Annotated in this window: 15 protein-coding genes; 11 read left to right on the top strand and 4 right to left on the bottom strand. The window is 45.2% G+C overall.

From position 1 onward, the window contains the following. Nucleotides 1-95 precede the first annotated feature (95 nt). From ribH to pgpA, 4 genes are all read left to right on the top strand, one after another. Complete coding sequence (gene ribH, locus J4N43_RS12320) at nt 96-566, top strand: 6,7-dimethyl-8-ribityllumazine synthase (protein ID WP_005381572.1); 471 nt, start codon at nt 96-98, stop codon at nt 564-566. Beyond that, nucleotides 566-1,033, top strand: a complete 468-nt coding sequence (gene nusB, locus J4N43_RS12315; protein WP_005381571.1) for a transcription antitermination factor NusB — start codon at nt 566-568, stop codon at nt 1,031-1,033. Before ribH ends, nusB begins: the two co-directional genes overlap by 1 nt. 78 nt (nt 1,034-1,111) lie before the next feature. Continuing rightward, nucleotides 1,112-2,077 (top strand): thiamine-phosphate kinase, encoded by a 966-nt coding sequence (gene thiL / locus J4N43_RS12310; protein WP_053350268.1) that lies wholly within the window; start codon nt 1,112-1,114, stop codon nt 2,075-2,077. A gap of 91 nt (nt 2,078-2,168) precedes the next feature. Beyond that, complete coding sequence (gene pgpA / locus J4N43_RS12305) at nt 2,169-2,675, top strand: phosphatidylglycerophosphatase A (RefSeq protein ID WP_053350269.1); 507 nt, start codon at nt 2,169-2,171, stop codon at nt 2,673-2,675. A gap of 47 nt (nt 2,676-2,722) precedes the next feature. Here pgpA and dxs read toward each other — a convergent pair whose 3' ends face one another. Genes dxs through xseB form a run of 3 tightly spaced genes read right to left on the bottom strand, consistent with a single transcriptional unit; the run spans nt 2,723 to nt 5,757 of the window. Beyond that, nucleotides 2,723-4,588, bottom strand: coding sequence for a 1-deoxy-D-xylulose-5-phosphate synthase (gene dxs, locus J4N43_RS12300; protein ID WP_005383623.1), 1,866 nt, complete (start codon nt 4,586-4,588; stop codon nt 2,723-2,725). A gap of 20 nt (nt 4,589-4,608) precedes the next feature. After that, a complete protein-coding gene (gene ispA / locus J4N43_RS12295) occupies nt 4,609-5,493 on the bottom strand; it encodes a (2E,6E)-farnesyl diphosphate synthase (protein ID WP_005383621.1) in 885 nt (294 codons plus the stop codon). 21 nt (nt 5,494-5,514) lie between these two features. Then, nucleotides 5,515-5,757 carry an exodeoxyribonuclease VII small subunit gene (xseB, locus tag J4N43_RS12290; protein ID WP_005381566.1) on the bottom strand — a complete coding sequence of 81 codons (243 nt, stop codon included), beginning with the start codon at nt 5,755-5,757 and terminating at the stop codon, nt 5,515-5,517. 263 nt (nt 5,758-6,020) lie between these two features. Between xseB and pomA the strand changes: the two genes are divergently transcribed. The 7 genes from pomA to rlmM all read left to right on the top strand — a co-directional run bounded on the left by pomA (nt 6,021) and on the right by rlmM (nt 12,915). Continuing rightward, nucleotides 6,021-6,782 (top strand): flagellar motor protein PomA, encoded by a 762-nt coding sequence (pomA, locus tag J4N43_RS12285; protein ID WP_005381564.1) that lies wholly within the window; start codon nt 6,021-6,023, stop codon nt 6,780-6,782. A gap of 14 nt (nt 6,783-6,796) precedes the next feature. Continuing rightward, nucleotides 6,797-7,744 (top strand): flagellar motor protein MotB, encoded by a 948-nt coding sequence (locus tag J4N43_RS12280; protein ID WP_042521210.1) that lies wholly within the window; start codon nt 6,797-6,799, stop codon nt 7,742-7,744. A gap of 211 nt (nt 7,745-7,955) precedes the next feature. After that, the gene (gene thiI, locus J4N43_RS12275) at nt 7,956-9,404 is read left to right on the top strand and encodes a tRNA uracil 4-sulfurtransferase ThiI (protein ID WP_005383617.1); all 1,449 of its coding nucleotides are present in this window, start codon (nt 7,956-7,958) and stop codon (nt 9,402-9,404) included. Between the two features lie 510 nt (nt 9,405-9,914). Further along, nucleotides 9,915-10,835: a transcriptional regulator GcvA gene (locus J4N43_RS12270; protein WP_005383616.1), complete on the top strand. Its 921-nt coding sequence runs from the start codon at nt 9,915-9,917 to the stop codon at nt 10,833-10,835. Then, the gene (locus tag J4N43_RS12265; protein ID WP_005383614.1) at nt 10,816-11,439 is read left to right on the top strand and encodes an alpha/beta fold hydrolase; all 624 of its coding nucleotides are present in this window, start codon (nt 10,816-10,818) and stop codon (nt 11,437-11,439) included. The genes J4N43_RS12270 and J4N43_RS12265 overlap by 20 nt, the downstream gene beginning before the upstream one ends. Then, nucleotides 11,429-11,827 carry a DUF423 domain-containing protein gene (locus J4N43_RS12260; RefSeq protein ID WP_047010151.1) on the top strand — a complete coding sequence of 133 codons (399 nt, stop codon included), beginning with the start codon at nt 11,429-11,431 and terminating at the stop codon, nt 11,825-11,827. Before J4N43_RS12265 ends, J4N43_RS12260 begins: the two co-directional genes overlap by 11 nt. Next, nucleotides 11,824-12,915 carry a 23S rRNA (cytidine(2498)-2'-O)-methyltransferase RlmM gene (gene rlmM, locus J4N43_RS12255; protein WP_017820611.1) on the top strand — a complete coding sequence of 364 codons (1,092 nt, stop codon included), beginning with the start codon at nt 11,824-11,826 and terminating at the stop codon, nt 12,913-12,915. Before J4N43_RS12260 ends, rlmM begins: the two co-directional genes overlap by 4 nt. A 108-nt stretch (nt 12,916-13,023) precedes the next feature. Here rlmM and xni read toward each other — a convergent pair whose 3' ends face one another. After that, entirely contained in the window at nt 13,024-13,806 is a 783-nt protein-coding gene (gene xni, locus J4N43_RS12250; RefSeq protein ID WP_053350270.1) for a flap endonuclease Xni, read from the bottom strand. Nucleotides 13,807-13,831 lie beyond the last annotated feature (25 nt).

Raw genomic sequence — 13,831 nt, 5'->3', positions numbered from 1 at the left:
TTTCCATTAGATATTGCTCACAAATTTGTGCTAGAATCCGGCGATTCTCACTTGATGAACATATTTCACTTATAAATAGAGTTAAAGGAAAGCTTATGAAAGTGATCGAGGGTGGCTTCCCAGCGCCAAATGCAAAAATTGCTATCGTTATTTCTCGTTTCAACAGTTTTATTAACGAAAGCCTACTTTCTGGTGCGATCGATACACTAAAGCGTCACGGACAAGTAAGCGAAGACAACATCACGGTTGTGCGTTGTCCAGGTGCCGTAGAACTACCTCTAGTAGCTCAGCGTGTTGCTAAAACTGGCAAATTCGACGCTATTGTTTCTCTAGGGTCTGTTATTCGCGGTGGAACGCCTCACTTTGACTATGTTTGTAGTGAAATGAACAAAGGTCTAGCACAAGTGTCTATGGAATTCAGCATTCCAGTAGCATTTGGTGTTTTGACTGTTGATACGATCGATCAAGCGATTGAACGCGCAGGAACCAAGGCTGGTAATAAAGGTGCAGAGGCTGCACTAAGCGCACTTGAAATGATTAATGTACTATCTGAAATTGATTCCTAATGGGGGCCAGTGTGAAACCAGCCGCACGTCGTAACGCACGTCAATTCGCTCTACAGGCGATCTACTCATGGCAAATTACTAAAGAGAATGTTGCCAAGATTGAAGAACAGTTTTTGTCTGGCGACAAATACGATGAAGAAGAACTTCATGCATCTGAGCCAGCGCTTGCTGCTCCAGAGACAGACGTAGCTTACTTCCGTGAACTATTAAGCGGTGTTGTACTTAGCCACGCTGAGCTAGATAGCAAAATTCGTCCATACATCTCTCGTCCTATGCAGGATTTAGATATGATGGAACTTGCTCTTCTTCGCCTTGCTATGTACGAGATGACTCGTCGCGAAGATGTTCCTTACAAAGTTGTTATCAATGAAGCGATTGAACTTGCAAAAGTTTTCGCAGCAGAAGATAGCCACAAGTTTGTGAATGGTGTACTTGATAAAGCAGCACCTCACATTCGTAAGAAATAACGATTTCTTCAATGAAAAGGTCAGCACATGCTGACCTTTTTTGTATCAAAAGCTTTTACATCAAAAAGTAAGTGAATTATGTCTGGTGAATTTAATCTGATAGACAAATACTTCGTCGGTCGTCAGAGCCAACGTAAAGATGTCCATCTAGCCGCTGGTGATGATTGCGCTTTGGTCAAAGCGCCAGCTAATGTTCAGATTGCGATTAGCACGGATACATTGGTAGCTGGAACGCATTTCTTAGCCGACGCGAACCCAGCATGGGTCGCACACAAAGCATTGGCTTCTAACATCAGTGATTTGGCGGCGATGGGCGCAACGCCTGCGTGGGTGAGCTTTGCATTAACGATGCCTGAGCCAGATGAAGAATGGCTTGCACCTTTCTGTGATGCATTTTTCGAACTGGCTGATTACTATGGTATTCAGTTAATAGGCGGTGATACCACCAAAGGCCCATTGTGTCTGACACTGACGGTGCAAGGTTTTGTACCTGAAGACAAAGCGCTCACGCGATCCGGCGCCAAGCCTGGGGATTGGGTATACGTAACGGGAAACCTTGGCGATGCAAAAGCTGGCTTGGATGTGATTCTAGATGACTCTCTGCGCAGTAGAGCCGGCGCGGAAGCACTAGAGCGAGCTCATTACCTTAGTTCTCCTCGTGTGCTCGCTGGTCAGGCTCTGGTTGGCCTAGCCTCTTCGGCGATAGATATTTCAGATGGTTTAATCTCTGATATTAAGCACATTTTACAGCGATCTCAGGTTGGGGTGAGTATTGATGTCTCTCAGCTACCGATCTCTTCAGAATTAGTCCAGTTTTTAGATGATAAGATCAGCGCGCAGAAGTATGCTTTAGCAAGTGGCGAAGAATACGAGTTGTGTTTTACCGTGCCGGAGCAAAATCGAGGCTCGTTACAAAGCGCTTTGTCTCATACTGGCTGTAAGGTCACATGTATTGGTCAAATCCGACCAAATGGAACCTTCGAGCTGCATGATAACAATCAACCACTTGATTGGGACTTAAGTGGCTTCGACCACTTTAAATGATCTGAGCTAAGCTCTAGCCAAGAGCCTGTTACTATTGAGTAACTCGCAGGCATGACGATTGAAACCAAACTAGCAGTATAGGTTTAAGGATATGACCAACCCTCTTTCTCTGATTTCATTAAAGAACCCGTGGCATCTATTGGCGACGGGTTTTGGCAGTGGATTATCCCCGTTTATCCCTGGAACAATGGGCACACTGGCGGCCGTGCCTTTATTTTTGTTGTTGGCACAATTACCATTTACGGCGTATGTCATTGTTGTTCTGATTTCGTGTGTGATCGGCATTCAAATATGCCAAGTGACCTCTGCAGACATGAAAGTACATGATCATGGTTCAATCGTATGGGATGAGTTTGCGGGCTTTTGGATTACGATGAGCATTGTACCTGCACTGAATATTCCACTCACTGAATGGAAGTGGTTGATCACTGGCTTCATCTTGTTTCGTTTTTTCGATATGGTAAAACCTTGGCCAATTGGGTGGCTAGATAAGCGAGTTCACGGTGGGCTGGGTATTATGGTTGATGATATCGTGGCGGGAGTTATGGCCGGTGTTGCCCTGTTTCTAGTCGCAAAATATGCGGGCTGGATGAATTAAACGTTGACCGTAAAAAAAGGGATGCTATGAGCATCCCTTTTTACATTCTATTTTGCTAAATAATCCAAGATGGATTTTTCAATTCCTTTTGCATCGAGACCAAGCTCTTCATGCAGTTCATCTTGTGTTCCCTGATGAATAAACTCATCTGGTAAACCTAGGTTCAACACAGGTTTAATGATTTTATCTTTCATCATGAACTCAACGACACCAGCACCAGCACCACCCGCGATAACATTTTCTTCTAACGTCACGAGCACGTCATGATCTGCGGCTAGTTGACGAATCAATGCCTCATCGAGCGGCTTCACAAAGCGCATATCAGCAACAGTGGCGTTAAGGTATTCTGCCGCTTCTAGCGCGTTACCCAAGAAAGTACCAAAGTTCAGAATAGCAACTTTTTCACCTTGGCGAACCATGCGTCCTTTACCGATTTCTAAAGCCGTAAACTCAGTTTCGATTTCTACGCCCATTCCGCTACCACGAGGGTATCGAACCGCACTCGGGCCAGAATGCTTATGGCCAGTGTAAAGCATTTGTCGGCACTCGTTTTCGTCGCTTGGCGCCATGATCACCATGTTCGGAATACAGCGCATAAAGCTCAAATCGAACGCACCTTGGTGAGTTTGACCATCTGCGCCAACGAGACCTGCGCGGTCGATCGCAAACATCACTGGTAAGTCCATGATCGCGATGTCGTGGATCAATTGGTCATAACCACGTTGCAAGAAAGTCGAATAGATAGCAACGATTGGATGATCGCCCGCAATTGCCATGCCTGTTGCCAGTGTCACTGCGTGCTGCTCAGCAATCGCCACATCAAAGTATTGGTCTGGGTACTCTTTTGAGAAACGCACCATACCTGATCCTTCGCGCATTGCTGGCGTAATTGCCATTAGCTTAGGATCTTGGGCCGCCATGTCACATAAAAAGTCACCGAAGATCTTTGAGTAAGTTGGCTTACCGCCACTGCTCTTCGGCAGACAATTATGCGTTGGATCGAATTTAGGAACACCATGGTAGCCGATAGGATCTTTCTCGGCAGGCTCATAACCTTTGCCTTTCTTGGTCATGATGTGTAGGAACTGAGGACCTTTGAGCTCACGCATATTTTTCAGCGTTTTGACGAGTTCATTGACGTCGTGTCCATCAATCGGGCCAATGTAATTAAAGCCGAACTCTTCGAACAGAGTACCAGGCACTACCATGCCTTTTAGGTGCTCTTCCGTACGGCGAACCAACTCTTTAATAGGTGGGACACCAGACAGCACTTTCTTGCCGCCTTCACGGATAGAAGTGTACAAGCTGCCAGAAAGTACTTTCGCAAGGTGGTTATTCAGGGCGCCGACGTTTTCTGAAATCGACATTTCGTTGTCGTTCAAAATCACCAACATATCAGGATGAACGTCGCCAGCGTGGTTCATGGCTTCGAATGCCATGCCTGCTGTAATTGCGCCATCACCAATCACACTGACGATTTTGCGGCCTTTACCTTCTTTTTGTGCGCTGATGGCCATGCCAAGACCTGCACTAATCGATGTCGAAGAGTGGCCGACAGATAAGGTGTCATATTCACTTTCTTCACGCCAAGGGAAAGGGTGTAGACCATCCTTTTGGCGAATTGTTGGCATTTTATCGCGACGTCCGGTGAGGATTTTATGCGGGTAAGCCTGATGACCAACATCCCAGATCAATTTGTCGATAGGGGTGTTGTAAACATAATGCAGAGCGACAGTTAGCTCCACGGTGCCTAAGCCAGACGCTAAGTGTCCGCTAGATTGGCTCACTGAATTTAGCAGATACGTTCGCAGTTCATCACACAGATTTGGTAATGTTTCTTTCGGAAGAAGACGTAATTCTTCCGGTGTATTTGCTAACGCCAGTGTTGGGTACTTTGAAATATCAAGAGTCATATAAATGCGCGCTTATAGTGTTAATTTTTGCGCTCGATGACATATCGGGCGAACTCTTCGAGTAACTGAGTATTGTATGGGATAGCTTCCAATGCTTGAAGTGCTTCCTGTAACAGAGTGTGAGCTTTCTCTATGGCTCCCTCTAAACCCAGCAGGGAAGGATAAGTGCTCTTATTCAGACCTTGGTCGGAACCTTGAGGCTTACCCAGTGTTTCTGTGTCACTGATGATATCAAGAATATCGTCTTGAACCTGAAACGCCAAACCAATTGCTTTTGAGTAGCGCTCCAAGTGAGGTAGAACCTCGATACCTTTCTCACCCGCAGCTAATGCACCTAATTTTACCGCACAATCAATCAGAGCTCCGGTTTTTTTACGGTGTATCTCTTCCATTTCTTCAAGAGAAACTTGGCGATTTTCCGCGCCTAAATCTAAGGCTTGCCCTACACACATGCCGCTGGCACCAGAGGAATGCGCTAAGGCTTTGATCATGTTGATGCGTTGAGCTTCTGCCGCCGGGCTTAATTGACCATCAGCAATAATAGTGAAGGCAAGGGTTTGTAGTGCATCACCTGTCAGTATTGCGGTTGCTTCATCAAACTTAATATGACAAGTTGGTTGACCTCGACGCAGTTCATCATCGTCCATGGCTGGCAGATCATCATGAATGAGTGAGTAGGCATGTATACATTCGATAGCAGCGGCGGGGGTGTCTAAGTCTTCAGGTTTACAGCCGAGCATTTGACCTGTGATGTAAACAAGAAAAGGGCGAACGCGTTTTCCACCTAGCAAAAGGCCGTATTTCATTGCTTGAATCAATGGCTGCTCTTGATATGGAAGCTGATCGAGCCACAAATTCAATTGCTGATTGTTTCTTTGTTGAAAAGACGTCAATGTCTGTTGCATCACATTGCTCACTACTGATTGTTATTCTGAATCTGGTTTGAAGTCACTCAGTGGTGCTTCATCATCTTCACTAAGAAGAATGCTCACGCGTTGTTCGGCGTCGCTTAATTTGGTTTGGCCTGCACGAGCTAAGGCAATGCCTCGTTCAAACTTACGCAGGGCATCATCTAGAGCAAGATCGCCATTTTCTAATTGATCAACCAAGCTATCAAGCTCTTCAATGGTTGCTTCAAAGGTCATGTTTTCTGGTTTCTTGACCGCCATCTTTTTTCTGCCTTAATCAAGCCTCGGGTAAGATGCACGAAAGTTACCTTAGCCTAGTAACTTGGTCAAATTTAACCTTATATAATTGTCACAAAATTAGCGTTCAACGAGTCTAAGCGATGAAACCCCATATTTTGATTGAGGTTGTTAAGTGTAATTTGTGATCCATTAGCTAAGATTTTTCTAAAAATTCTGCGCGAGTTGTCGATACAGGTAATAATCCGCCCAATGGCAGTATTTGAGTATAGCGTGAGGAGTGCTTTGTGGATTTAGCAACCCTATTAGGTTTGATTGGTGGTTTTGCATTCGTCATTATGGCGATGGTGCTTGGTGGCAGCATCGGCATGTTTGTCGATGTCACGTCGATCCTTATTGTCGTTGGTGGCTCAATATTCGTCGTGTTGATGAAGTTCACAATGGGACAGTTTTTTGGTGCGACAAAGATTGCTGGCAAAGCCTTCATGTTTAAAGCGGATGAACCCGAAGACCTGATCGCAAAAATTGTGGAAATGGCCGATGCGGCGCGTAAAGGTGGTTTTCTTGCTCTTGAAGAGATGGAAATAAACAACACATTCATGCAGAAAGGCATTGATCTACTGGTTGATGGCCATGATGCCGACGTTGTGAGAGCGGCACTCAAAAAAGACATCGCGCTTACGGATGAACGACATACGCAAGGTACTGGTGTATTTCGCGCCTTTGGCGACGTTGCTCCTGCGATGGGAATGATTGGCACCTTGGTTGGTCTTGTTGCGATGCTTTCAAACATGGATGACCCTAAAGCGATTGGACCAGCAATGGCCGTTGCACTCTTGACCACATTGTATGGCGCGATCCTGTCCAATATGGTGTTTTTCCCTATTGCGGATAAGCTTTCTCTTCGCCGTGACCAAGAAACGCTAAATCGCCGTTTGATCATGGATGGCGTATTAGCGATTCAAGATGGCCAAAACCCGCGAGTGATCGATAGTTACTTGAAGAACTACCTCAATGAAGGTAAACGAGCCCTTGAGATTGACGAGTAACTTGGAGAGTCGTGATGGATGATGAAGATAACAAATGCGATTGTCCGCCACCTGGCCTCCCGTTATGGATGGGGACATTCGCAGATTTGATGTCGCTACTGATGTGTTTCTTTGTTCTTCTGCTCTCTTTTTCTGAGATGGATGTACTGAAGTTCAAACAAATTGCAGGATCAATGAAATTTGCCTTCGGTGTGCAAAATCAGCTTGAAGTGAAAGACATTCCCAAAGGCACTAGCATTATTGCCCAAGAGTTTCGACCGGGTCGGCCGGAACCAACTCCGATTGATGTCATCATGCAGCAAACCATGGACATCACTCAGCAGACGCTCGAATTTCATGAAGGGGAGTCTGATCGAGCTGGTGGCACAAAACGTGATGAAGGCAAGTTAACGGGTGGGCAATCGCCAGAAACGTCAACTCAAAACAATGAGTCTGCCGAAGCGGACATGCAACAACAGCAATCTAAAGAGATGTCTCAAGAGATGGAAACCTTGATGGAAAGCATCAAGAAAGCCTTAGAACGAGAGATTGAACAAGGCGCCATTGAAGTTGAAAACCTCGGTCAGCAGATTGTTATACGTATGCGTGAAAAAGGTGCATTCCCAGAAGGTTCGGCCTTCTTGCAGCCTAAGTTTCGCCCTTTAGTTCGTCAGATTGCAGAGCTAGTAAAAGATGTGCCAGGCATTGTTCGAGTATCTGGCCATACAGACAATCGACCGCTAGACTCGGAACTTTATCGTTCTAACTGGGATCTCTCTTCTCAGCGCGCAGTATCAGTCGCGCAAGAGATGGAGAAAGTGAGAGGCTTCTCTCATCAACGTTTAAGAGTACGAGGCATGGCGGATACGGAACCCTTGTTACCGAATGATTCTGATGAAAATCGTGCGCTTAACCGACGGGTTGAAATCAGCATTATGCAAGGCGAGCCTCTCTACAGTGAAGAAGTGCCGGTAATTCAATAACTAGGCTTTAGTTTTAAGTCAGTAAAGAGATAAGAAAGCGAGCAGATTGCTCGCTTTTTTTGTTTTTCCAATCCGCTTGGGTGTATAATCTTGCGCCTTAAAAGTGAGCTCAGACTACTTTTTGTGACTGAAACGCGGTTTTACTGCGTATGAAGTATTGAAGTTGAGTGTCACTCTTTGTTGATTGCGAAACTAACCTGCGAATTAGACTATGAAATTTATTGTAAAGCCCCATCCAGAAATTTTTGTAAAAAGTGAATCTGTGCGTAAGCGCTTCACAAAGATTTTAGAGTGCAACATTCGTAACATCATTAAGAGCCGCACGGAGTCTGTCGCGGTATTTAACCGTCGTGATCACATTGAAGTGACCTCTGAGAGTAACGAATTCCACGCTGAAGTTCTTGAGGTTTTGACTCATACACCAGGTATTCACCACGTACTGGAAGTGAAGCAAACTGAATTTAAAGACTTGCACGATATCTTCGAGCAAGTACTAGAACTCAACCGTGCTGCACTCGAAAATAAAACCTTTGTTGTACGTGCGAAGCGTCGCGGCAAGCATGACTTTACCTCTATTGAACTAGAGCGTTATGTAGGCGGTGGTTTAAATCAAGCGATTGAAAGCGCTAGTGTTAAGCTACGAAACCCAGACGTGACGATCAAGGTAGAAGTCTCGAACGACAAGCTAAACCAAGTATTGTCTCGTCATAAAGGCCTAGGTGGTTTCCCTCTGGGTACGCAAGAAGACGTGTTAAGCCTGATCTCGGGTGGTTTCGATTCTGGTGTTTCAAGCTATCTTCATATCAAGCGTGGTTCAAAAGTACATTACTGCTTCTTTAACTTAGGTGGTCCAGCACACGAAATCGGCGTTAAGCAGGTTTCTCACTACCTATGGAACAAATACGGTTCTTCAGCAAAAGTACGTTTTATCTCAGTTGATTTCGAACCTGTGGTTGCGGAAATCCTAGAGAAAGTCGATGACGGCCAAATGGGCGTGATCTTGAAGCGTATGTTTATGCGTGCAGCAGGCATGATCGCTCAGAAGATGAAGATCGAAGCATTGGTAACAGGTGAAGCGCTAGGTCAAGTATCGAGCCAAACGCTAACCAATCTACGCCATATCGACAACGTAACAGACACGCTGATTCTGCGTCCGCTTATCAACTGGGATAAAGAAGACATCATCAATCTAGCACGTGAAATCGGCACAGAAGATTTCGCCAAGACAATGCCAGAATACTGTGGTGTTATCTCTAAGAAGCCAACCGTGAAAGCGGTGAAAGGCAAGCTAGAAGCTGAAGAAGAGAAATTCGACTTCAGTATCCTTGAGCAAGTGGTTCAAGAAGCTCGCATGATGGACATTCGTGATATCGCGAAAGAGTCTGAGCAAGCCGCACCAGAAGTAGAGCAAGTTCAAGCGGTAGAAGAGCACGCGGTTGTGCTAGATATTCGTAGTCCTGAAGAGGAAGACGATAACCCACTTGAAATCGAAGGTGTGGATGTGAAACATATCCCTTTCTACAAGCTGGGTACACAGTTTGGTGACTTAGACCAGTCTAAGACATACCTACTTTACTGTGACCGCGGTGTGATGAGCCGTCTGCAAGCGCTTTACTTGCAAGAGCAAGGCTTCAGCAACGTAAAAGTTTACCGTCCATAGCTGACTGTTAAAATACGTTAAAAGGCGCAAATTGAGACATCAATTTGCGCCTTTTTTGTTTTTGATCGCGTTACAGACAACCATTACTTAGCATAATGTTGAGGCTTATCGCAAAGCCATACACTTTGTGTTGATATAACGATAATTAATCCGAAAGAAGAGTAATAAAGTGATATTGCTGCCAGATATGCGGATGAGATTTTTGATAGATAAAAAAACACCGCCTAATTTAGGCGGTGTAACAAATTTGACAGACAGGTCAAAAATAAATACAGGAAGTATATGTTTTGTCACAGGGAGTGTGGACAAAACATTATGGTAGAAATCTACCTAACTCGAAATACGAGTTTGCAAACACAACATCGCAACAACGAAGCCAATTGATTTCCAAAGAAATCAAGCCGTTCAGGCCCGTGTTGCGGGGTGAAATATAGAATTTATCTGGCTGTTCGACAACGGACATTTTATAATGTTTCAGATTAAAAAAACTAATCCTATTAGAGGTCCCATATGTCTCGCAGATTGCCTCCATTAAATTCGCTTCGAGTCTTCGAAGCGGCTGCTCGTCATCTCAGTTTTACACGAGCAGCAGAAGAGTTATTTGTTACTCAAGCCGCGGTCAGTCACCAGATTAAAGCGCTTGAAGAGTTCTTATCATTGAAGCTCTTCCGTCGACGTAATCGTTCTTTGTTGTTAACAGAAGAAGGCCAAAGTTACTTTCTCGATATCAAAGATATTTTCACCTCGATTGCGGAAGCGACAGATAAGGTGTTGGAACGTAGCGAAAAAGGGGCATTGACGATTAGCCTACCGCCGAGTTTTGCTATCCAATGGCTTGTACCTCGTTTGGCCGATTTTAATGCTCAAGAGCCCGATATCGATGTACGTATTAAAGCCGTAGATATGGATGAAGGCTCACTGACTGATGATGTTGATGTGGCGATCTACTATGGCCGTGGGAACTGGCCAGGTTTGCGAGCAGATAAATTGTACCAAGAGTTTTTGATCCCACTTTGTTCACCTTCATTACTTTTGGGTAACAAACCATTAGAATCTTTAAGTGACCTCAAATTACATACTTTGTTACACGATACTTCGCGTAAAGACTGGAAGCAGTTTGCTCGTCATTACAACATTGAAGGCATCAACGTAAACCACGGTCCTATTTTTAGTCACTCAACGATGGTGCTACAGGCTGCTGCGCACGGTCAGGGGGTCGCGCTCGGTAACAACGTACTCGCCAAACCTGAAATGGAAGCCGGACGACTCATTGCACCATTCGACGAGGTGTTGATATCTAAGAATGCATTCTATGTGGTGTGTCATGAACAGCAGGCAGATATGGGCCGAATCGCAACGTTTAGAGACTGGATGTTAGCAACCGCGAGAAAAGAACAAGAGGAAGTATTGGATGAATCACTGGATAGCTGAGGGACCTGAAAACGGACCGCTGTTTATTTTTGCTCACGGCGCAGGTGCGGGGATGGAGCATGATTTCATGACAGCGGTCGCCAAAGGATTAGTGGAGCAAGGTATTCGTGTAGTGCGTTTTAATTTCCCTTACATGGTGAAACGTTCGGAAGATGGCAAAAAGCGTCCGCCCGATCGCGCGCCAAAGTTGCTCGAAGCATACAGCGAAGTGATCGCTCACTTTACTTCTTCTCCCGTGGTTATTGGTGGTAAGTCAATGGGCGGTCGTATGTCGAGCTTGTTGGCTGAAAATGAGCTGGTGGCGGGCATTGCCTGTTTAGGGTTTCCATTTCACCCGCCAGGAAAGCCAGAGAAATACAAAGGCGAGCACTTAGCAACCATTGAGAAACCTACGCTGATTCTGCAAGGGGAACGAGACACCTTTGGTAAGCGTGAGGAATTCGATGATTTCGTCCTTTCGTCACAAGTAACGGTGAGCTTTTTACCTGATGGTGACCACAGCTTCAAACCGCGCAAGATCTCAGGTCATACTGAAGTGGGTAACATTGCACTCGCGATAGAGCAGTTAGCGGCGTTTATAAAAGAGGTGTACAGTGAAAAGTAAGTGGTTACTCTCATTCTCTGGTTTGTCTGGGCTGCTTTCGGTCGCTCTTGGAGCATTTGCTGCTCATGGGCTAAAAGCGACACTGGCCCCTTATTTGCTCGGTGTATTTGAGACCGGAGTTCTGTATCAATTTATTCACACGTTGGCGATTGTGTTTTGTGCCATTCTGCTTCTGCTCAATTTGGGACAAAAAGCACAAAAGTATTTTTTCATTGCGGCGATTTGCTTTATTATCGGCATCTTTTGTTTTAGCGGCAGTCTTTACGCGCTGGCGCTGACGGGCATTAAGTGGTTTGGGCCAATTACTCCTGTAGGAGGGTTGCTGTTCATGATTGGTTGGTGTCTGTTCTTTTTTGCTGCGTTCAATATCAAAGAGGTCTCCAAGTGAAACAACTAATGCTCTATTGCCGTTCTGGCTTTGAGAAAGAGTGTGCTGGTGAAATTCAGGACAAAGCGACACAGTTGGAAGTGTATGGCTTCCCTCGTGTGAAGAGAAACTCAGGTTATGTTGTCTTCGAGTGTTACCAAGATGGAGATGCCGACAAACTTGCGAGAGGTTTAGACTTTAAGTCTTTAATTTTTGCTCGACAAATGTTTGCGGTAGCAGCTGAGTTTCAATCGTTGCCAAGTGATGACCGCATTAGTCCAATTTTGAATGAACTAGCAGACATTGAAGCATTCCCTCGTTGTGGTGATTTGAGAATTGAAACGCCAGATACAAATGAAGCGAAAGAGCTACTGAAATTCTGCCGTAAGTTTACCGTCCCAATGCGTCAAGCGTTGCGCGGCAAAGGCTTAATGCTGAACAAAGATAACGCGAAAAAACCAGTACTGCACATTTGCTTTGTTGAGCCTGGCCACTGTTACGTTGGTTACTCTTACACTGACAACAACTCACAGTTCTTCATGGGTATCCCTCGCCTTAAATTCCCAGCAGACGCTCCAAGTCGTTCAACACTTAAACTGGAAGAAGCATTTCATGTCTTTATTCCACGTGAAGAGTGGGATGAGCGTTTAGCACCAGGTATGTGGGGTGTGGATTTAGGTGCATGTCCAGGCGGTTGGACGTACCAATTAGTGAAGCGCTCAATGTTCGTTCACTGCGTTGATAACGGCATGATGGCAGACAGTTTGATGGAAACTGGCCAGATCAAACACCATATGGTGGATGGCTTTAAGTTCGAACCAGACCGCAAGAACGTAACATGGATTGTTTGTGACATGGTGGAAAAGCCAGCTCGTGTTGCTCACCTGATGGGACAGTGGCTGTTAAAAGGTTGGGCAAAAGAGGCTATCTTTAACCTTAAGCTGCCAATGAAAGGGCGTTATGACGAAGTGCTGCAAGACCTTGAAAATCTGAAGCAGTTCCTCATTGATAATAAGGTAAAGTTCAAGCTACAAGCTAAACATTTGTATCATGATCGTGAAGAGATCACGATTCATATCCAATGTCTGTCGAATATTTCACCTTACTAACTTTATTCCCTGAGTCTTTTGGGGATAGTGATTAGAATAGAAAAAGCGCCTTCAAATGGCGCTTTTTTAATATCTGAGGGTTTCATGGTGTGAAACTACCATCGGGCACTACTCCGCTTTGTTTGGCCCTAAAAAGCGAATATCTTGCAAGTTAAAGCCTAGTTCTATATCGCACTTTAAAGCGGCGACGCGTTTACATAAACGAGCAGACTCAATGTGCTCATCCAATTTTTTACGGTATTTCGGTACGAGATCTTCACTAGCGTAGGCAGCTTCAATACTCTCAAACTGAGTGAGAATCTCTTTCGCTGCTTTCGGGCCAATTCCAGGTACGCCCGGAACCTGGCTAGAGCTTATCCCGGTCAATCCCCAGTAATCCGCTAGTTGACTTGGTTTTACGCCGAACTCTTTTTCGATAAATGGTTCATCTAACCAACGATGTTGGAAATAATCACGGATTTGTAGGGTAGGGGAAAGTAGCTGGCAGTAACCTTTGTCAGTCGAAACGATGGTGACTTTTTCACCATGGCTGGCCACTTTCGTTGCGAGTGTAGCAACCAAATCATCTGCTTCATCGCCTTCAGACAGCAATGAATCAATACCTTGCTCCCACCACGCTTGTTGAATCGCATCTAACCCTTGCAGTAGTGGCAGAGGCATTGGTTTTCGGTTTTGCTTATAGTCAGGGAGAATTTCAGCGCGCCAACCTCTGTCTTGTTCGTGGTGATCAAAAACCGCGATGATGTGTGTCGGGTTGGCTTCTGACAGAATGCGAGTTAGGGTTCTTTGCGTTGTGCTTATGGTTCTTGCTATGTCGGTTGGATCTGGTTGTGCTGAGTGCACTCGGCGGATCAGGTTTAGGGCATCAATGATAACAAGATGAATAGACATAATGACTTAGCAATAAAAAGGGGCG

It is taken from the genome of Vibrio sp. SCSIO 43009, from assembly GCF_023716525.1.
In the GTDB taxonomy this organism is placed as follows: Bacteria; Pseudomonadota; Gammaproteobacteria; order Enterobacterales; family Vibrionaceae; genus Vibrio; species Vibrio alginolyticus.
The sequence above is the reverse complement of the archived record's forward strand: the minus strand, read 5'-3'. Positions and strand labels throughout refer to the sequence as shown.